At 71.9% G+C, this 16,561-nt stretch carries 16 protein-coding genes and 1 tRNA gene; 10 read left to right on the top strand and 7 right to left on the bottom strand.

What is annotated here, in order from left to right:
• The first annotated feature begins 47 nt into the window (after positions 1–47).
• Positions 48–560 (top strand): DUF456 domain-containing protein, encoded by a 513-nt coding sequence (locus D3A59_RS02190; protein ID WP_119153296.1) that lies wholly within the window; start codon positions 48–50, stop codon positions 558–560.
• Here the strand turns inward: D3A59_RS02190 and D3A59_RS02185 are convergent.
• From D3A59_RS02185 to D3A59_RS02175, 3 genes are read right to left on the bottom strand one after another with little or no spacing between them, the layout of a single operon-like run.
• Entirely contained in the window at positions 548–2,287 is a 1,740-nt protein-coding gene (locus D3A59_RS02185) for an ABC transporter ATP-binding protein (RefSeq protein WP_240635895.1), read from the bottom strand. The genes D3A59_RS02190 and D3A59_RS02185 overlap by 13 nt on opposite strands.
• A gap of 20 nt (positions 2,288–2,307) precedes the next feature.
• A complete protein-coding gene (locus D3A59_RS02180) occupies positions 2,308–3,360 on the bottom strand; it encodes an ABC transporter permease (RefSeq protein WP_170162276.1) in 1,053 nt (350 codons plus the stop codon).
• Positions 3,357–4,295, bottom strand: coding sequence for an ABC transporter permease (locus D3A59_RS02175; protein ID WP_119153294.1), 939 nt, complete (start codon positions 4,293–4,295; stop codon positions 3,357–3,359). Before D3A59_RS02175 ends, D3A59_RS02180 begins: the two co-directional genes overlap by 4 nt.
• A 216-nt stretch (positions 4,296–4,511) precedes the next feature.
• On the opposite strand from D3A59_RS02175, the gene acuI reads away from it, so the two are divergent.
• Positions 4,512–5,504 (top strand): acrylyl-CoA reductase (NADPH), encoded by a 993-nt coding sequence (gene acuI, locus D3A59_RS02170; RefSeq protein ID WP_119153293.1) that lies wholly within the window; start codon positions 4,512–4,514, stop codon positions 5,502–5,504.
• Between the two features lie 132 nt (positions 5,505–5,636).
• On the opposite strand, the gene D3A59_RS02165 is transcribed toward acuI, so the two are convergent.
• Positions 5,637–5,721 (bottom strand) — tRNA-Leu (locus D3A59_RS02165).
• A gap of 78 nt (positions 5,722–5,799) precedes the next feature.
• Entirely contained in the window at positions 5,800–6,315 is a 516-nt protein-coding gene (locus D3A59_RS02160; RefSeq protein ID WP_119153292.1) for a hypothetical protein, read from the bottom strand.
• A 161-nt stretch (positions 6,316–6,476) separates the two neighbouring features.
• On the opposite strand from D3A59_RS02160, the gene D3A59_RS02155 reads away from it, so the two are divergent.
• The gene (locus tag D3A59_RS02155; RefSeq protein ID WP_119153291.1) at positions 6,477–8,312 is read left to right on the top strand and encodes an ABC transporter substrate-binding protein; all 1,836 of its coding nucleotides are present in this window, start codon (positions 6,477–6,479) and stop codon (positions 8,310–8,312) included.
• Positions 8,309–10,138: an ABC transporter substrate-binding protein gene (locus D3A59_RS02150; RefSeq protein WP_240635894.1), complete on the top strand. Its 1,830-nt coding sequence runs from the start codon at positions 8,309–8,311 to the stop codon at positions 10,136–10,138. The genes D3A59_RS02155 and D3A59_RS02150 overlap by 4 nt, the downstream gene beginning before the upstream one ends.
• An 18-nt stretch (positions 10,139–10,156) precedes the next feature.
• On the opposite strand, the gene D3A59_RS02145 is transcribed toward D3A59_RS02150, so the two are convergent.
• On the bottom strand, positions 10,157–11,074 hold the full coding sequence (locus tag D3A59_RS02145) for a LysR family transcriptional regulator (protein WP_119153290.1): 918 nt from the start codon (positions 11,072–11,074) through the stop codon (positions 10,157–10,159).
• Between the two features lie 173 nt (positions 11,075–11,247).
• On the opposite strand from D3A59_RS02145, the gene D3A59_RS02140 reads away from it, so the two are divergent.
• Both D3A59_RS02140 and D3A59_RS02135 read left to right on the top strand, forming a co-directional pair.
• Positions 11,248–11,586, top strand: coding sequence for a YdhR family protein (locus D3A59_RS02140; protein ID WP_119153289.1), 339 nt, complete (start codon positions 11,248–11,250; stop codon positions 11,584–11,586).
• A gap of 23 nt (positions 11,587–11,609) precedes the next feature.
• The gene (locus tag D3A59_RS02135) at positions 11,610–11,897 is read left to right on the top strand and encodes a putative quinol monooxygenase (protein ID WP_119153288.1); all 288 of its coding nucleotides are present in this window, start codon (positions 11,610–11,612) and stop codon (positions 11,895–11,897) included.
• A 10-nt stretch (positions 11,898–11,907) separates the two neighbouring features.
• On the opposite strand, the gene D3A59_RS02130 is transcribed toward D3A59_RS02135, so the two are convergent.
• Positions 11,908–12,840, bottom strand: a complete 933-nt coding sequence (locus D3A59_RS02130) for a DMT family transporter (RefSeq protein WP_240635893.1) — start codon at positions 12,838–12,840, stop codon at positions 11,908–11,910.
• A 272-nt stretch (positions 12,841–13,112) separates the two neighbouring features.
• Between D3A59_RS02130 and rfbB the strand changes: the two genes are divergently transcribed.
• From rfbB to rfbC, 4 genes are read left to right on the top strand one after another with little or no spacing between them, the layout of a single operon-like run.
• Positions 13,113–14,186 (top strand): dTDP-glucose 4,6-dehydratase, encoded by a 1,074-nt coding sequence (gene rfbB / locus D3A59_RS02125; RefSeq protein WP_119153287.1) that lies wholly within the window; start codon positions 13,113–13,115, stop codon positions 14,184–14,186.
• On the top strand, positions 14,183–15,082 hold the full coding sequence (gene rfbD / locus D3A59_RS02120; protein WP_119153286.1) for a dTDP-4-dehydrorhamnose reductase: 900 nt from the start codon (positions 14,183–14,185) through the stop codon (positions 15,080–15,082). The genes rfbB and rfbD overlap by 4 nt, the downstream gene beginning before the upstream one ends.
• Positions 15,083–15,101: 19 nt before the next feature.
• Positions 15,102–15,992 carry a glucose-1-phosphate thymidylyltransferase RfbA gene (rfbA, locus tag D3A59_RS02115; RefSeq protein ID WP_119153285.1) on the top strand — a complete coding sequence of 297 codons (891 nt, stop codon included), beginning with the start codon at positions 15,102–15,104 and terminating at the stop codon, positions 15,990–15,992.
• Between the two features lies 1 nt (position 15,993).
• A complete protein-coding gene (rfbC, locus tag D3A59_RS02110) occupies positions 15,994–16,545 on the top strand; it encodes a dTDP-4-dehydrorhamnose 3,5-epimerase (RefSeq protein ID WP_119153284.1) in 552 nt (183 codons plus the stop codon).
• Positions 16,546–16,561: the final 16 nt, after the last annotated feature.

Genomic DNA, 16,561 nt, shown 5'->3' with positions numbered 1-16,561 from the left:
GCACTGCCGCAGGCGGCGGCGACGTGCCGCCCATCGAGGAGGCCTAGATGCCCGAGGTGGATTCAGGAAGCTCGCAACTGTGGTGGGTGCTCGGCCTGGCGATGATGGGGCTGGGCGTGCTCGGCACCGTGCTGCCGGTGCTGCCCGGCACCGTGCTGGTGTTCTTCGGCGCGCTCGCGGCGGCCTGGGCCGACGACTTCGCGCGCGTCTCGGGCTGGACGATCGCGGTGCTGGCGGTGCTGGCCGTGATCGGCACCCTCGCCGACGAGGCCGCGGTGCTGCTCGGCGCCAAGCGCGCCGGCGCGAGCCGCCCGGCGATGATCGGTGCGGCGATCGGCACCGTGCTCGGCATCTTCGCCGGGCTGTGGGCGCTGATCTTCCTGCCGCTGGCCGGCGCGATGGCCGGCGAGGCCTGGGCGCGGCGGCGCGAGTCGCAGGTGATGGGCCCGGCGTCGCGCGTCGGCCTCGCGACCTGGGTCGGCCTGCTGGTGGCCGCCGTCGTCAAGCTCGCGATCGGGCTGACGATGGTCGGGATCTTCGCGCTCGCCTACTGGCGCTGAGCCCCGAGCGCCTCGCGCGGCGGCGCTGCCGCCGGCCCGGGCCGCCCGGCATGGCCGCGCGGCACCGCGCCGAGCAGGCGCCGCGTGTAGTCCTGCTGCGGCGCGGCCAGCAGCGAGCGCACGTCGTTGCGCTCGACCACGCGCCCGTCCTTCATCACCAGCACCTCGTCGGCCATGAAGCGCACCACCGCGAGGTCGTGGCTGATGAAGACGTAGGCGAGGCCGAGTTCGTCCTGCAGGTCCTTGAGCAGGTTGAGCACCTGCGCCTGCACCGACACGTCGAGCGCCGACACCGCCTCGTCGAGCACCAGCACCTCCGGGTCGAGCGTCAGACAGCGCGCGATCGCGATGCGCTGGCGCTGCCCGCCCGAGAACTCGTGCGGGTACTTGTGCATCGCCGCGGCGTCGAGCCCGACGCGCTCGAGCAGCGCGCGCGCGCGTCGCTCGCGCTCGGCGCCGTCGGCGCCGATGCGGTGGATCTCCATCGGCTCGCGCAGCGTCTGCCCGATCGTGAAGCGCGGGTTCAGCGAGGCATAGGGATTCTGGAACACGATCTGGATGCGCCGGCGCAGGCCCTGCCACTCGCTTTTTCCCAGCTTAAGCAGGTCGCGGCCCTCGAACAGCACCTCGCCGCGCAGCGGGCCGCTGTGCGGCTCGTGCAGCCGCAGCAGGCTCAGCCCCATCGTCGTCTTGCCCGAGCCCGACTCGCCGACGACGCCGAGCGTGTGGCCGCGGCGCAGCCGGAAGCTCACGTCCTCCACCGCCCTGAACTCGCGCTTGCGGAACACGCCGTCGCGCAGCAGGAAGCTTTTCGAGAGCGAGCGCACCTCGAGCAGCACCGGCGCGTCGGGGTCCTTCGCGGCGGCGGCCGGCCCGCCCGCGGTGGTGCCCCCGGCCATGTGCTCGTCGATCACCATCAGGCGCCGCGCGCTGCCGTCGAGCGTCGGGCGGCAGGCGAGCAGCGCCTTCGTGTAGGCGTCCTGCGGCGCGGCGAAGATGCGCGCCACCGGCCCCTGCTCGCGCACCTGGCCGGCGCGCATCACCACCACCTGGTCGGCGATCTCGCCGACGACGCCGAGGTCGTGGCTGATGAAGAGCATGCTCATGCGGTGCCGCTCCTTGAGCCGGGCGAGCAGCTCGAGGATCTGGCGCTGGATCGTCACGTCCAGCGCCGTGGTCGGCTCGTCGGCGATCAGCAGCTTGGGCTCGCAGGCGAGCGCCATCGCGATCATCACGCGCTGCTGCTGCCCGCCCGAGAGCTGGTGCGGATAGCTGTGCAGCCGCCGCTTCGGCTCGGGCAGGCCGACCTCGGCGAGCAGCTCCTCGGCGCGCGCCAGCGCCTGGCGCCCCGACAGGCCCAGGTGCTGCGCGAGCGGCTCGACGATCTGCTCGCCGATCGTGAACACCGGGTTGAGCGAGCTCATCGGGTCCTGGAACACGCAGGCGATCTCGCGCCCGCGCAGGCGCTGCAGCTCGGGCAGCGAGGCCTGCAGCAGCTCCCGCCCCTCGAAGCGGATCGAGCCGCTGCGCTCGGCGTTCTCGGGCAGCAGGTTCAGGATCGACATCGCGGTGACGCTCTTGCCCGAGCCCGATTCGCCCACCAGCGCGACGGTGGTGTTCTCGGGCACGTCGAAGCTCACGCCGCGCACCGCGTCGACGCGCTGCATCGCGCCGCCGACCTTGCCGGTGCGGAAGGCGACGCGCAGGTCCTGGAGGCTCAGCAGCATGGGGTTCCCTTTCTTCGCCGTCATTCGAGGCCGCGCAGCTTCGGGTCGAGCGCGTCGCGCAGCGCGTCGGTCATCAGCGAGAAGGCGGTGACGAACACCGCCATGAAGAGCGTGGCGGCGGCGAGCTGCCACCAGCGGCCGAGGATCAGCTCGCTCTGCGCCTCGGCGAGCATCGTGCCCCAGGAGACCTGGTCGATCGGCACGCCCAGGCCCAGGTAGGACAGGATCACCTCGGCCTTGATGAAGCCGACCGTGAGGATCGACAGCTGCACCAGCACCACGTGGCTGACGTTGGGCAGGATGTGGCGGAACATGCGCGATGCGGCGCTCGCGCCGATCGCCTCGGCCGATCTCACGTACTCGCGCACCGCGTGCTTCATGAACTCGGCGCGCACCTGCCGGTAGATGCCGGTCCAGCCGGTGAGCCCGAGGATGTAGACCACGGTGTCGATGCCGCGCCCGAGCACCGCCGCGAAGGCGAAGATCAGCAGGATCCCGGGGATGGACGTGAAGACGTTGTAGACCCACTCGAGGAAGTCGCCGAGCCGCCCGCCGAAGAAGCCGCCGAGCGCGCCGAGCACGGTGCCGATCGCGGTGGCGAGCAGGGCGGCCAGCACGCCGACGAAGACCGAGATCTGCGCGCCCTTGATCGCCTTCGAGAGGACATCGCGGCCGAGCCGGTCGCCGCCGAAGGGCAGCGTCTCGCGCCGCTCGGGCTCGCTCGCCTCGTACTGCTTCGCGCGCTGCTCCCACTCCCCGTAGCGGGGCGCGAGCGGGTCGACGTCCGACAGGTCCACCGGCGGGCCGTCCGGCACCGGGATCGCTTCCTGCTGCGAGGGCGGCGCGGCGCCGAGGAAGGTCGGGTTCGCGTAGGGCAGGCCGACCTCGCGCTGCCAGTCCTTCGCGACGAGGCCGAGCGCGGCCAGCGCGATCAGCACCAGGAAGGCGCCGACGATCGCCATCGAGACCATGCCGACGCGGTCGGCGCGGAAGCGCCGCCAGGCCAGGCCCCAGACGCCTTCGGAGCGGGCGGCGGGCTGCGCCGCCGCCGGGTTCGCGATGACCGTGCTCATTTCAGCACCACCCGCGGGTCGACGACCTTGTAGAGCAGGTCGGTGAGCAGGTTGATCAGCATCGTGATGACCGCCAGGTAGATCGTCACCGCCTGGATGACGGGATAGTCGCTGCGGTTGACCGCCAGCAGCACCTCGCGCCCGAGGCCCGGGATCGAGAAGAAGACCTCGATCAGGAAGGAGCCGACGAAGATGCCGGGCAGGCCGGTGGCGACGTTGGTGAGGATCGGGATCATCGCGTTGCGCAGCACGTGCTTGAGCAGCACGGTGCGCTCGGACAGGCCCTTGGCGCGCGCGGTGCGCACGTAGTCCTGGCCGATCTCGTCGAGGAAGAAGGTGCGGTAGAGCCGCGTCTGCGGCGCCAGGCTCACCAGCACCGCCAGCAGCACCGGCAGCGGCGCGTAGGTCAGCAGGTTGGTGGCGAACGAGTCGCTCCAGCCCTGCACCGGGAACCAGCCGAGCCGGAAGCCGAACAGCCACTGGCCGACGATCACGTAGACGAGGAAGGAGATGGAGAGCGCCACCGTCGTCACCACCATGATCGTGCGGTCCACCAGCGAGCCGCGCACGTAGGCGACCGCGAGCGCGAGCGGGATCGCCAGCAGCACCTCGAGCACCAGGATCGGCACCATCACGGTGAGCGTCGCGGGCAGCCGCGAGGCGAACATCTGCGCCACCGGCTCCTGCGTGGCCCAGCTCGTGCCCCAGTCGAAGGTCAGGATCTGCCAGACGAAGATGCCGAGCTGCTCCCACACCGGCCGGTCGAGGCCGAGCTGCTGGCGGATCGCGGCGATCTGCTCCGGGTTGGCGTTCAGGCCGCCCAGGATCTCCGCCGGATCGCCTCCGAAGTACTTGAACAGGAAGAACACCAGCAGCACGACGCCGACGAGTGTCGGCACCATCTGCCAGAGGCGTCGTATCAGATAGGCCGCCATGAAGTCCCCTCCCTCCCCTGCTGCGAAGAATCCTGCCCGCTTCCGCGTCGCGCGCGGGCGCTACGGCGCAGTCTAGTGCCAGCCGCGGCCTGCCGCTCGTGCCGGACCCGCCGCGCCGCGCGCCCGCCCCCCGCCCGGGTTGCCAAGGGGGCGAGCTTGCGGCAAGGTGCCGGTCGGATCCCGAGCAAGCGGACCGAAACCCGAGAAGGAGGAGACATGACCTTTCGAGCCATCCTGCTGAACCGAGACGAGCAGACCAAGGCGACGCGCGCGGAGCTGACCGGGCTCGACGAGAGCCGGCTGCCCGACGGCGACGTGGACGTGCGCGTCGAGTACTCGACGCTGAACTACAAGGACGCGCTCGCGATCACCGGGCGCGGCGCGATCGTGCGGCAGTGGCCGATGGTGCCGGGGATCGATCTCGCCGGCGTCGTGGAGGACAGCCGCCACCCGGACTGGAAGCCGGGCGACCGCGTCGTCGTCACCGGCTGGGGCCTGGGCGAGACGCGCTGGGGGGGCCTGACCGAGCGCCAGCGCCTGCCGGCCTCGATGCTGCTGGCGCTGCCCGCGCCCTACACGACGCGCGACGCGATGGCGATCGCCACCGCTGGCTTCACCGCGGCGCTGAGCGTGATGCGGCTGCGCCGGCACGGCGTGCGGCCCGGGGACGGCGAGATCCTCGTCACCGGCGCGGCCGGCGGCGTCGGCTCGATCGCGGTGGCGCTGCTCGCGGGCCTCGGCTACCGGGTGGTGGCCTCGACCGGGCGGCCGCAGGAGGCCGACTACCTGCGGTTCCTCGGCGCGGCCGACACGCTCGATCGCGCGACGCTCGCGCAGCCGGGCAAGCCGCTCGCGAGCGAGCGCTGGGCCGGCGTCGTGGACTCGGTCGGCAGCCACACGCTCGTGAACGCCTGCGCCGCCACGCGCGCCGACGGCGCGGTGGCCGCCTGCGGGCTGGCGCAGGGCGCGGACTTCCCTGGCACCGTGATGCCCTTCATCCTGCGCGGCGTCACGCTCTACGGCATCAACAGCGTCCTCACGCCCAACGAGCAGCGCCGCGAGGCCTGGCGGCTGCTCGCGGATCACGTGGCGCCCGAGAAGCTGGCGCAGATGACGAGCGAGATCGGCCTGTCCGAGGTGATCGGCTTCGCGCCGCGCTTCCTCGACGGCCAGGTGCGCGGCCGCACGGTGGTCGACGTGAGCCGGTGAGCACGCCCTGCCCGGACCTGCCGCCAAGGCGGGTCCTGGCCTTCAGCTGCCCCGCCGCGGGCCCGCAGCAGAAGGAGATGGCGCGCGGAAAACGAAAAGGCCCTGCATCTTTCGATGCAGGGCCTTCGTGTCTGGTGCCCAGGAGAGGACTCGAACCTCCACGGAGTTACCCGCTAGTACCTGAAACTAGTGCGTCTACCAATTCCGCCACCTGGGCTAGGTGTCGAGTCCATGACTTTAGCACAGCTTTTGAAAAAGGCGCAAGCTGTCCGCGCCATTTTTTCTGCTGCGATTCTCAGAGCACCGCGAGCAGCTTGTCGCGCAGCTCCTCGGCGCGCAGCTTGCCGGCGCGCGTAGCGCTGACCGCGCGGAACCAGTCCTCGTACAGCTCGCGCAGCTCCTGCTGGCGGCGGCACTGCTGGATGCTGGTCTTCAGGCTGAGTTTCTCGTGCGGGCCGTAGAGCGCCATCAGCGAGTTGAGCATGAAGTTGCGAGCCATCTCGACGCGCTTCGGGTCCTCGTGCGGCGCGTCGCTCGCCACGGGCCCGGAGGCCGGGGCGATCGGCTCCGCGGCTTGCGGCGGCGCCGGAAGCGTGGCCGGCGGCGGCGCCAGCGGCTGCGCGAAACCCTGCTCGACGAGTTGCGCGAGCGTCTGCTCGAAGTCCGAGTCGCTCACCAGCGCGGCGACCTCCCGCCGCGCGCGCTTGCCGTCGAGCAGGATCAGCAGGCGCCGCGCGCGCAGCGACAGCCCGGCGCTGCGCTGCTCGACTTCCTGCTGCCCCTTCGCGGTCTTTGCATAGATCGTGGTCATGGTGTCTCCTCCGTCCGCACCCGGGGCGGCCGCGGGTTTCCGCGCCGCCTCCGGTTCCCTGGGGTTAAGGTGGGAGCTTGTAAATTAGTCCAGAGAAACCGGCCTGTCACCCCCGGGGCTTCCCCGCCCCGGCCGGGCCGGGCCGGAGGAGAGGGCCCGCGATGACCGTTCACCTGCCCGCCGCCGCTGTGCTGCGCCACCGCCTCTGCGCCGCCGTGCTGGCGCTCGCGCTGCCGCTGGCCGCCGGCGCGCAGGGCGCCGCGCCCGCGCCGAAAGTGCTGCGCTACGCCTTCCCGGTCGCCGAGACCGGGTTCGACCCGGCGCAGATCTCGGACCTGTACTCGCGCGTCATCACCGCCAACATCCTCGAGGCGCCGCTGACCTACGACTACCTGTCGCGCCCGGCGCGCGTGAAGCCGCAGACGGCCGCGGCGCTGCCCGAGGTCTCGGACGACTTCCGCACCTTCACCTTCCGCATCCGCCCCGGCATCCACTTCGCCGACGACCCGGCCTTCGGCGGCAGCAAGCGCGAGCTGACCGCGCAGGACTACGTCTACTCGGTCAAGCGCCACTACGACCCGCGCTACAACAGCGCCAGCCTCTTCCTGCTCGAGAACGCCGGCGTGCTCGGCCTGTCGGAGCTGAGGAAGAAGGCGATGGCCGAGCGAGCGCCCTTCCCCTACGACACCGAGGTCGAGGGCCTGCGCGCGCTCGACCGCTACACCTTCCAGGTGCGACTCGCGAGGTCCTCGCCGCGCTTCCACTACGTCTTCGCCGACGGCGGCATCACCGGCGCGGTGGCGCGCGAGGTGGTCGAGGCCGCGCCCGGGCGCACGATGGAGCGCCCGGTCGGCACCGGCCCCTTCCGCCTCGCGCAGTGGAAGCGCTCGTCGCGCATCGTGCTCGAGCGCAACCCGAACTACCGCGAGCATCACTACGACGAGCAGCCGCCCGCGGACGACCCGCGTTCGCAGGAGATCGCGCGCCGGCTCAAGGGTCGGCGGCTGCCGATGATCGACCGCGTCGAGGTCTACGTCGTCGAGGAGGCGCAGCCGCGCTGGCTCGGCTTCCTCAACGAGGAGCACGACCTGCTCGAGCGGCTGCCGGCGGACTTCACGACCCTCGCGATCCCGAACAACGAGCTCGCGCCGCACCTCGCGCGCCGCGGCATCGGGATGGACCGCGCGCCGCAGGTCGACGTCACGAAGAGCTACTTCAACATGGAGGACCCGGTGGTCGGCGGCTACGCGCCGGAGAAGGTCGCGCTGCGCCGCGCGATCGGCCTCGCCTACGACGTGAACGCCGAGATCCTGCTGGTGCGCAAGAGCCAGGCGATTCCGGCGCAGGGCCTGATCGCGCCGATGCTCTCGGGCTACGACCCCGACTTCCGCAGCGAGATGAGCGAGTTCAACCGCGCCAAGGCCAAGGCCCTGCTCGAGCTCTACGGCTGGCGCGACCGCGACGGCGACGGCTGGCGCGAGCAGCCCGACGGCAGCCCGCTCGTGCTGCGCTATGCGACGCAGAGCGACCAGTCCTCGCGCCAGCTCAGCGAGCTGTGGAAGAAGGCCATGGACGCGGTGGGCATCCGCATCGAGTTCCAGGTCGCGCAGTGGCCCGAGAACCTGAAGGCCTCGCGCGCGGGCCGGCTGATGATGTGGGGCGTGGCCTGGGGCGCGGCGACGCCCGACGGCAGCTACTTCCTCGACCTCGCCTACGGGCCGAACAAGGGCCAGGCGAACCACGCGCGCTTCGAACTTCCGGCCTTCGACCGGCTCTACGAGCGTCAGGCGGTGATGCCCGACGGCCCCGAGCGCGACGCGGTGATGCGCGAGGCGCAGAAAATCGCGGTCGCCTACATGCCCTACAAGGCCACCGGCCACCGCCTCGCCACCGACCTGATGCACCCGTGGGTGGTGGGCTACCGGCGCCACCCCTTCATGGGCGACTTCTGGCGCTACATCGACATCGACCCGACCCTGAAGGAGAAACGGCCTTGATCAAGCGCCGCGACGCCCTGCTCGGCACCGCCGGCACGCTGCTGGCCGCCGCCCTGCCCCACTCCGCCGTGCTGGCGCAGAACGCCGGCGGCAGCGCCGCAGGCGGCGCGCGCGTGATGCGCTACTGCTTCCCGGTGCCGGAGACCGGCTTCGACCCCGCGCAGGTCAGCGACATCTACTCGCTCACCGTCTGCGCGCACATCTTCGAGTCGCTCTACACCTACGACCACCTGGCGCGCCCGTTCAAGATCAAGCCGCTGACCGCGGTGGGCATGCCTGAGGTCGCGGACGAGTACCGGACCTGGACGGTGCGCATCCGCCCCGGCATCTTCTTCGCCGACGACCCGGCCTTCAAGGGCCAGAAGCGCGAGCTCACCGCGCACGACTACGTCTTCAGCTTCAAGCGCTACTTCGACCCGGCCACCAAGAGCCCGGCCTACAGCAGCCTCAAGGAGGAGGGCTTCGAGGGACTGGACGAGCTGCGCCAGCAGGCGCTCAAGGAGCGCCGCCCCTTCGACTACGAGCGCGAGGTGCCGGGCGTGCGCGCGCTCGACCGCTACACGCTGCAGTTCCGGCTCGCGCAGCCGCGCCCGCGCTTCCTCTACTCGCTCGCCGGCGGTGTCGGCGCGATGGCGCGCGAGGTGGTGCAGGCGCGCGGCGAGCGCATCATGGAGTACCCGGTGGGCACCGGGCCGTTCCGCCTCGCGCAGTGGCGGCGCAGCTCGCTGCTGGTGCTCGAGCGCAACCCGAACTTCCGCGAGATGTTCTACGACGCCGAGCCCAACGCCGACGACGCGGAAGGGCAGGCGATGGCGGCGCGCTTCCGCGGGCGGCGCCTGCCGATGCTCGACCGCGTCGAGATCAGCATCATCGAGGAGAACCAGCCGCGCTGGCTGTCCTTCCTCAACGAGCAGCTCGACCTGATGAACGGCATCCCGCTCGACTTCGTGCACATGGCCGTGCCCAACGGCGAGCTCGCGCCGAACCTGGCCAAGCGCGGCATCCGCATGCAGCGCACGATCGGCTCGGACTCGACGATGACCTACTTCAACATGGAGGACCCGGTCGTCGGCGGCTACACGCCGGAGAAGGTCGCGCTGCGCCGCGCGATCAGCCTCGCCACCGACGTCGAGCGCGAGATCCGCCTCGTGCGCCGCGGCCAGGCGGTGCCGGCGCAGAGCGCGATCGCGCCGCACACCTGGGGCTACGACCCGGAGCTCGTCACCGCCAACAGCGAGTTCAGCGTCGCGCGCGCGAAGGCGCTGCTCGAGCTCTACGGCTACGTGGACCGCAACGGCGACGGCTGGCGCGAGCGGCCCGACGGCAGCCCGCTGGTGCTCGAGTACGCGACGCAGCCCGACCAGATCTCGCGCCAGTTCGACGAGCTGTGGAAGCGCAACATGGACGCGGTGGGGCTTCGGCTGGTGTTCAAGCCGGGCAAGTGGCCGGAGCAGCTCAAGGCGGCGCGCGCCGGCAAGCTGATGATGTGGGGCCTGGGCTCGAGCTCCGGCTCGCCCGACGGCCAGGGCGCCTTCGAGCGCTGCTTCGGGCCGGCCGCCGGCGGCGGCAACCTCTCGCGCTTCTCGATGCCGGAGTTCGACGCGATGTACCGGCGCATGTCGGTGCTGCCCGACGGCCCCGAGCGCCTGGCCCTGTTCCGCGAGGCCAACAAGCTCGTCACCGCCTACGCGCCCTACAAGTACCACGTGCACCGCATCGCCACCGACCTCTCGCACCCGTGGCTCGACGGCTTCCGCCGCCCGATCTTCTGGCTGACCTTCTGGCAGTACCTGGACGTCGACCCGGCCAGGCGCCCGCGGGCCTGAGCACGCGCGGCGGCCCGCTCAGGGGCCCGGCTGCCAGAAGGGGTCGGCACGCGGATCGTCCCCGAAGCGCTGCGACAGCGCCTCGACGAACACGCGCAGCCGCGCCGGGTGGTGGCGGCGCTGCGGATACAGCACGTGCACGCCGAGCGTGCCGCACTCCCAGTCGGTAAGCACCGGCACCAGCGCGCCGCGGCGCAGGTCGGCACCGATCTGGAAGGTCGGCAGCAGCGTGATGCCCGCCCCCTGGCAGGCGGCGACGCGCAGCGCCTCCGAACTGGTCGAGCGGACCCGCCCGCGCACCTTGACATGCTGCGGGCGGCCCTCGCGCGAGAAGGGCCAGCTGTCCCAGCCCCCCACCGCGAAGCACAGCGCCTCGTGCCGCGCAAGCGCGTCGGGCGAGTCGGGCATGCCGTGGCGCGACAGGTAGTCGGGCGAGGCGACCACCAGCAGCCGCGAGCTCGCCAGGCGCCGGCCGGCCAGCGCCGTGTCGAGCCGCGCCGACACGCGCACCGCCACGTCGACGCCCTCATCCGCCAGGTCCACCACGCGGTTGGTGAAGTCCAGCGCGATCGACAGCTCGGGATGCGCCGCGAGCAGCGGCGCCACCAGCGGCGCGATGTGCTGCTGGCCGAACTCCACCGGCGCCGTCACGCGCAGCGTGCCGCTCGGCGCCTGCGCCTGGCGGCCGACCTGGCTCTCCGCCTCGTCGAGTGCCCGCAGCAGCTCGACGCAGTGCGCGTGGTAGCGCGTGCCGGCCTCGGTCGGCGTAACGCGGCGCGTGGTGCGCGTCAGCAGCGACACGCCGAGCCGGCGTTCCAGGTGGGCGATGTGCTTGCTGACCATGGCCGGCGACAGCCGCAGGCTGCGGGCCGCGGCGGCGAAGCCCGCCAGGTCGATGACGCGCACGAAGGCGCGCATGCTGCTCAAGGTGTCCACGGCACCGATCCTCCCGCCCTGCCGGCTCTCCGCCCAGGAGCGCCTGATTCGACACCGCTGGTGAACGGTGCATCAACGATCCGGTGGATTATCGACTCGCAGTGTGCGGCCTACAGTAAATCCCGTGGTTCGCGAATCCCACGCCCTCATCCACCCCTGCCACGGAGAACGCCATGAGCACTGCGACCCGCCCGATCCTCGTCCACATCGACTTCCCCCATGCCGGCCCCTGGGGCGCGGCACTGGCGGACGCCTGCGCCGGGCTGGCGCGCAGCATCGCCACCGAACCCGGCTTGCGCTGGAAAGCCTGGCTGGAGGACGAGGCGGCCGGCCGCGCCGGCGGCGCCTACCTGTTCGACTCGCGCGAGGCCGCCGAGCGCTACCTCGCGATGCACCGCGAGCGCCTGGCGCAGTGGGGCATCACCGGGCTGCGCGTCGTGATCTCGGAAGTGAACCTGCCGCTGAGCGGGATCACCGGACTGCCGCTGCCCGGAACCGCCGTCGCCGCCTGAATTCCACCCGAGGAGCCAACCCCATGTTCACGACACTTGCCAAGGTCTCGATCGAGGACTTCGAGCGCTTCCTCGCGGTCTTCTCCGCCGCCGGGCTCGAGGCCCGCCGCTCGCACGGCAGCCTCGCGGCCGAGGCCTTCCGCGTCGCGGACGACCCGCACACCGCCTGGGTGCTGATCGACTGGCGCGATCGCGACAGCTTCGAGCGCTTCGTCGCCGACCCGCAGGTCAAGGCCACGATGCGCTCGGGGGGCGCGACGCGGCCGCCCGAATTCGTGTTCGTCGAGCGCGCCGGGCAGTTCCCCGGCTGAGGTCGCACCTTCAGCGCCGGTTCACGAGCCAGATGCCGCCCGCGACGCCAGCGAGCGCCATCAGCAGCTGCGGCGTGACCGGCTCGTCGAGCAGCGCCCAGCCGAACAGCAACCCGAACAGCGGCGTCAGGAAGGTGAAGCTCGACAGCAGCGTCGCCGGGTAGTGGCGCACCAGCCAGAACCAGGCGAGGTAGCTCGCGAAGGCCACCACCACCGACTGGAAGAACATCGAGCCGAGCGCGAAGCCGCTCCACGCGGCCGGCCAGGCCTCGCCGCGCAGCACGGACGCCGCCCCGAGCACCAGCGCCGAGACGGCGAGCTGGTAGAAGAGCGTCTTCTCGGCCGAGGCGGTGGCGAGCCGCGTCGCGCGCACCGCCAGCGTCGTCGCGCCCCACAGCACCGCGGCGACCACCGCCAGCGCATCGCCGATCCAGCGCGTGCCGTGCGCGGCGCCCGCGAGCGCGTCGCCGAAGGCGAAGGCCACCGCGAGGAAGCCGAGCGCGAGCCCCGCCCACTGGCGCGGGCGCAGGCTCTCGCTCGACGAGATGAAGGGCATGCCGATCGCGACGACGAAGGGCGCGAGGTAGACCAGCACGACGAGCCGCGACGCGCTGGTGTGGCCGAGCCCGATGTAGATGCAGACGAACTCGACGGCGAACAGCGCGCCCGCGAGCAGGCCGGCCGGCAGCGTGCCGTCGCGCCTGAAGAGCGCGATGCCGCGCGAGCGCGCCCAGGCCCAGACCAGCAGCGCGGCGACGGCCGAGCGCAGCGCCGCCTGCAGCAGCGGCGGCACCTGCGGCAGCGTCGCCTTCGCGACGATCTGCTGCAGGCCCCACAGCAGGCAGCAACCGAGCAGCAGCCCGGCGGCCGTCGCGTCGAGGCGGAGCTTGCGCTCAGGGGCGGGGGGCGGCGACATGGCGGCCAGGGCAGGAGTGCGCGACATCGGGGCATTCTGCAATGCGCCGTGGCCGGCCGCTGCACGCGGCGCAGGTGCCCGGCTGCGGGGGCGAAGCCCGGCTGCGCCCGTTTTCCGCGCAATCTCGCCGTTTGCGCAGTTTTTGCGTCCCTTCTGGCACCTTCGTGCCCGCCGGCCCGAAACTACACTGCGCGGCAGTCCCGCCGGTCCCGGCGGCCCCCGCCCGCGGCCTCCCCGGCTCGCCGGGGCCCGCCGCCCGGCCATCGATCCCCCTCAGCCCTGGACAAGAGGCCCCAAGCATGATTCTCGTCACCGGCGGCGCCGGCTTCATCGGCAGCAACTTCGTGCTGGACTGGCTGGAGAGCGGCGACGAGCCGGTGCTCAACCTCGACGCGCTGACCTATGCGGGCAACCTGCGCAACCTCGAGAGCCTGCGCGGCGATGCGCGGCACGTGTTCGTGCACGGCGACATTTGCGACCGCGCGCTGCTAGCACGCCTCTTCGCCGAGCACCGCCCGCGCGCGGTGGTGCACTTCGCCGCCGAGAGCCACGTCGACCGCAGCATCCACGGCCCCGGCGCCTTCGTGCGCACCAACGTCGAGGGCACCTTCGCGCTGCTGGAGGCCGCGCGCGCGCACTGGAACACGCTCGAGGGCGAGGCGAAGGCCGCCTTCCGCTTCCACCATGTCTCCACCGACGAGGTCTACGGCTCGCTCGGCCCCGCGGACGCGCCCTTCTCCGAGACGCATCCCTACCAGCCCAACAGCCCCTACTCGGCGAGCAAGGCCGCGAGCGACCACCTCGTGCGCGCCTGGCACCACACCTACGGGCTGCCGGTGGTGACGAGCAACTGCTCGAACAACTACGGCCCCTACCACTTCCCGGAGAAGCTGATCCCGCTCGTGATCGTCAATGCGCTCGCCGGGCGGCCCCTGCCGATCTACGGCGACGGTCTGAACGTGCGCGACTGGCTCTACGTGCGCGACCACTGCAGCGCGGTGCGCGCGGTGCTCGGGTGCGGGCGCCCGGGCGAGACCTACAACATCGGCGGCTGGAACGAGAAGACGAACATCGAGATCGTGCGCACGATCTGCGCGCTGCTCGACGAGCTCAGGCCCGATCCCGCCGGCTCCCACGCCCGGCTCATCACCTTCGTCACCGACCGCCCGGGGCACGATCGCCGTTACGCGATCGACGCGCGCAAGATCGAGCGCGAGCTGGGCTGGCGCCCGGCCGAGACCTTCGACAGCGGCATCCGCAAGACGGTGCAGTGGTATCTGGAAAACGCCGCCTGGGTCGCGGAGGTGCAGAGCGGCGCCTACCGCGACTGGGTGGCGACGAACTACGACGCGCGGCGCGAGGCGGCGCGGTGAGGATCCTGCTGCTGGGCAAGAACGGCCAGGTGGGCTGGGAGCTGCAGCGCGCGCTCGGCGTCCTGGGCGAGCTCGTCGCGCTCGACCGCGCGGGCGCGCCGGGGCTGTGCGGCGACCTCTCGAACCCCGAGGGCGTCGCCGCCACCGTGCGCGAGCTGCGCCCCCAGGTGATCGTCAATGCCGCCGCGCACACCGCGGTGGACAAGGCGGAGAGCGAGCCGGAGCTCGCGCGGCTGCTCAACGCGACCACACCCGGCGTGATTGCGCGCGAGGCCGCGGCGCTCGGCGCCTGGCTGGTGCACTACGGCACCGACTACGTCTTCGACGGCTCGGGCAGCGCGCCGAGGAGCGAGGACGCGCCCACCCACCCCCTCAACGTCTACGGCGCGACCAAGCTCGAGGGCGAGGCGCTGATCCGCGAGAGCGGCTGCCGCCACCTGATCCTGCGCACGAGCTGGGTCTACGCGGCGCGCGGCGACAACTTCGCCAGGACGATGCTGCGCCTGGCCGCCGAGCGCGAGCGGCTCACCGTGATCGACGACCAGGTGGGCGCACCCACTGGCGCAGAGCTGCTGGCCGACGTGACGGCGCACGCGCTGCGCGCCGTGCAGCAGCGCCCGGAGCTCGGCGGCACCTATCACGCCGCAGCCAGCGGCGAGACGAGCTGGCATGCCTACGCGCGCTTCGTCATCGAGTGGGCGCGCCGCCAGGGCTGGCCGGTGAGGGTCGCGCCCGAGGCGATCGAGCCGGTGCTCACCAGCGCCTACCCGACGCCGGCGCGCCGCCCGCTGAATTCGCGGCTCGACACCACCCGGCTGCAGCAGGCCTTCGGAGTGAGGCTGCCGCATTGGCAGGCGGGGGTCGAGCGCATGCTCGCCGAGCTGCCCGGTGGCTGAGACAGAGGAGGAATCGCACATGAACACGAAACCCCGCAAGGGCCTGATCCTCGCCGGCGGCTCCGGCACGCGGCTGCACCCGGCGACGCTCGCCATCAGCAAGCAGCTGCTGCCGGTGTACGACAAGCCGATGGTCTACTACCCGCTGAGCACGCTGATGCTCGCCGGCATCCGCGACATCCTCGTCATCAGCACGCCGCAGGACACGCCGCGCTTCGAGGCGCTGCTGGGCGACGGCAGCCAGTGGGGCCTGAACCTGAGCTATTGCGTGCAGCCCCGCCCCGAGGGCCTCGCGCAGGCCTTCGTGCTCGGGCGCGAGTTCGTCGGCGGGCACCCGAGCGCGCTGGTGCTAGGCGACAACATCTTCCATGGCCACGACCTGCAGGCGCAGCTCAGGGACGCGGCGCAGCGCGAAACGGGTGCCACCGTGTTCGCCTACCACGTGCACGACCCCGAGCGCTACGGCGTGGTCGAGTTCGACGCCGAGCGCCGCGCGGTGAGCATCGAGGAGAAGCCCAGGGCGCCCAAGAGCAGCTACGCGGTCACCGGCCTGTACTTCTACGACGAGCAGGTCTGCGACATCGCCGCCGGGCTGCGTCCCTCGGCGCGCGGCGAGCTCGAGATCACCGACGTCAACGCGCAGTACCTCGCGCGGCAACAACTGCGCGTGGAGATCATGGGCCGCGGCTACGCCTGGCTCGACACCGGCACGCACGACAGCCTGCTCGACGCCGGCCAGTTCATCGCGACGCTCGAGAAGCGCCAGGGCCTGAAGGTGGCCTGCCCCGAGGAGATCGCGTGGCGCAGCGGCTGGATCGACGCCGCGCAGCTCGAGCGGCTCGCGTCGCCGATGCTCAAGAACGGCTACGGCCAGTACCTGCTGAAGGTGCTGCGCGAGCAGGTGTTCTGAGATGAAGGCAATCCCCACCCCGCTGCCCGGCGTGCTGGTGCTCGAGCCGCAGGTCTTCGGCGACGCGCGCGGCTTCTTCATGGAGAGCTTCAGCCAGCGGCGCTTCGACGAGCTCACCGGCACCCGCCACACCTTCGTGCAGGACAACCACAGCCGCTCGGCCCGCGGCGTGCTGCGCGGGCTGCACTACCAGCTGCCGCCGCACGCGCAGGGCAAGCTCGTGCGCGTCACGCAGGGCCGCGTGTTCGACGTCGCGGTCGACGTGCGCCGCGGCAGCGCGACCTTCGGGAAATGGACCGGCGCCGAGCTCAGCGGCGACAACCACCGCCAGCTGTGGATCCCGCCGGGCTTCGCGCACGGCTTCCTCGTGCTCAGCGACAGCGCCGACTTCCTCTACAAGACCACCGGCTACTACGCGCCCGAGTGCGAGGCGGCGGTGCGCTGGGACGACCCCGCGCTCGCGATCGAGTGGCCGGACCCCGGCGTGGCGCTGGCGCTGTCGGCCAAGGACGCCGCCGCGCCGCTGCTGCAGGACGCCAAGCCCTTCGAGTGAGCCCGCGGCCGCCACC

The organism is Caldimonas tepidiphila, assembly GCF_003569765.1.
Classification (GTDB): Bacteria; Pseudomonadota; Gammaproteobacteria; order Burkholderiales; family Burkholderiaceae_C; genus Caldimonas; species Caldimonas tepidiphila.
Note: the sequence above shows the minus strand (reverse complement) of the source record. Positions and strands in the feature narration are given on the sequence as shown.

Coding starts and splice junctions, on each gene's coding strand:
- D3A59_RS02180 (WP_170162276.1), bottom strand. CDS start 3,360: ATGAGCACGGTCATCGCGAACCCGGCGGCGGCGCAGCCCGCCGCCCGC.
- D3A59_RS02135 (WP_119153288.1), top strand. CDS start 11,610: ATGTTCACGACACTTGCCAAGGTCTCGATCGAGGACTTCGAGCGCTTC.
- rfbC (WP_119153284.1), top strand. CDS start 15,994: ATGAAGGCAATCCCCACCCCGCTGCCCGGCGTGCTGGTGCTCGAGCCG.
- D3A59_RS02160 (WP_119153292.1), bottom strand. CDS start 6,315: ATGACCACGATCTATGCAAAGACCGCGAAGGGGCAGCAGGAAGTCGAG.
- D3A59_RS02130 (WP_240635893.1), bottom strand. CDS start 12,840: ATGTCGCGCACTCCTGCCCTGGCCGCCATGTCGCCGCCCCCCGCCCCT.
- D3A59_RS02190 (WP_119153296.1), top strand. CDS start 48: ATGCCCGAGGTGGATTCAGGAAGCTCGCAACTGTGGTGGGTGCTCGGC.
- rfbB (WP_119153287.1), top strand. CDS start 13,113: ATGATTCTCGTCACCGGCGGCGCCGGCTTCATCGGCAGCAACTTCGTG.
- rfbA (WP_119153285.1), top strand. CDS start 15,102: ATGAACACGAAACCCCGCAAGGGCCTGATCCTCGCCGGCGGCTCCGGC.
- D3A59_RS02155 (WP_119153291.1), top strand. CDS start 6,477: ATGACCGTTCACCTGCCCGCCGCCGCTGTGCTGCGCCACCGCCTCTGC.
- D3A59_RS02140 (WP_119153289.1), top strand. CDS start 11,248: ATGAGCACTGCGACCCGCCCGATCCTCGTCCACATCGACTTCCCCCAT.
- D3A59_RS02185 (WP_240635895.1), bottom strand. CDS start 2,287: ATGCTGCTGAGCCTCCAGGACCTGCGCGTCGCCTTCCGCACCGGCAAG.
- D3A59_RS02175 (WP_119153294.1), bottom strand. CDS start 4,295: ATGGCGGCCTATCTGATACGACGCCTCTGGCAGATGGTGCCGACACTC.
- acuI (WP_119153293.1), top strand. CDS start 4,512: ATGACCTTTCGAGCCATCCTGCTGAACCGAGACGAGCAGACCAAGGCG.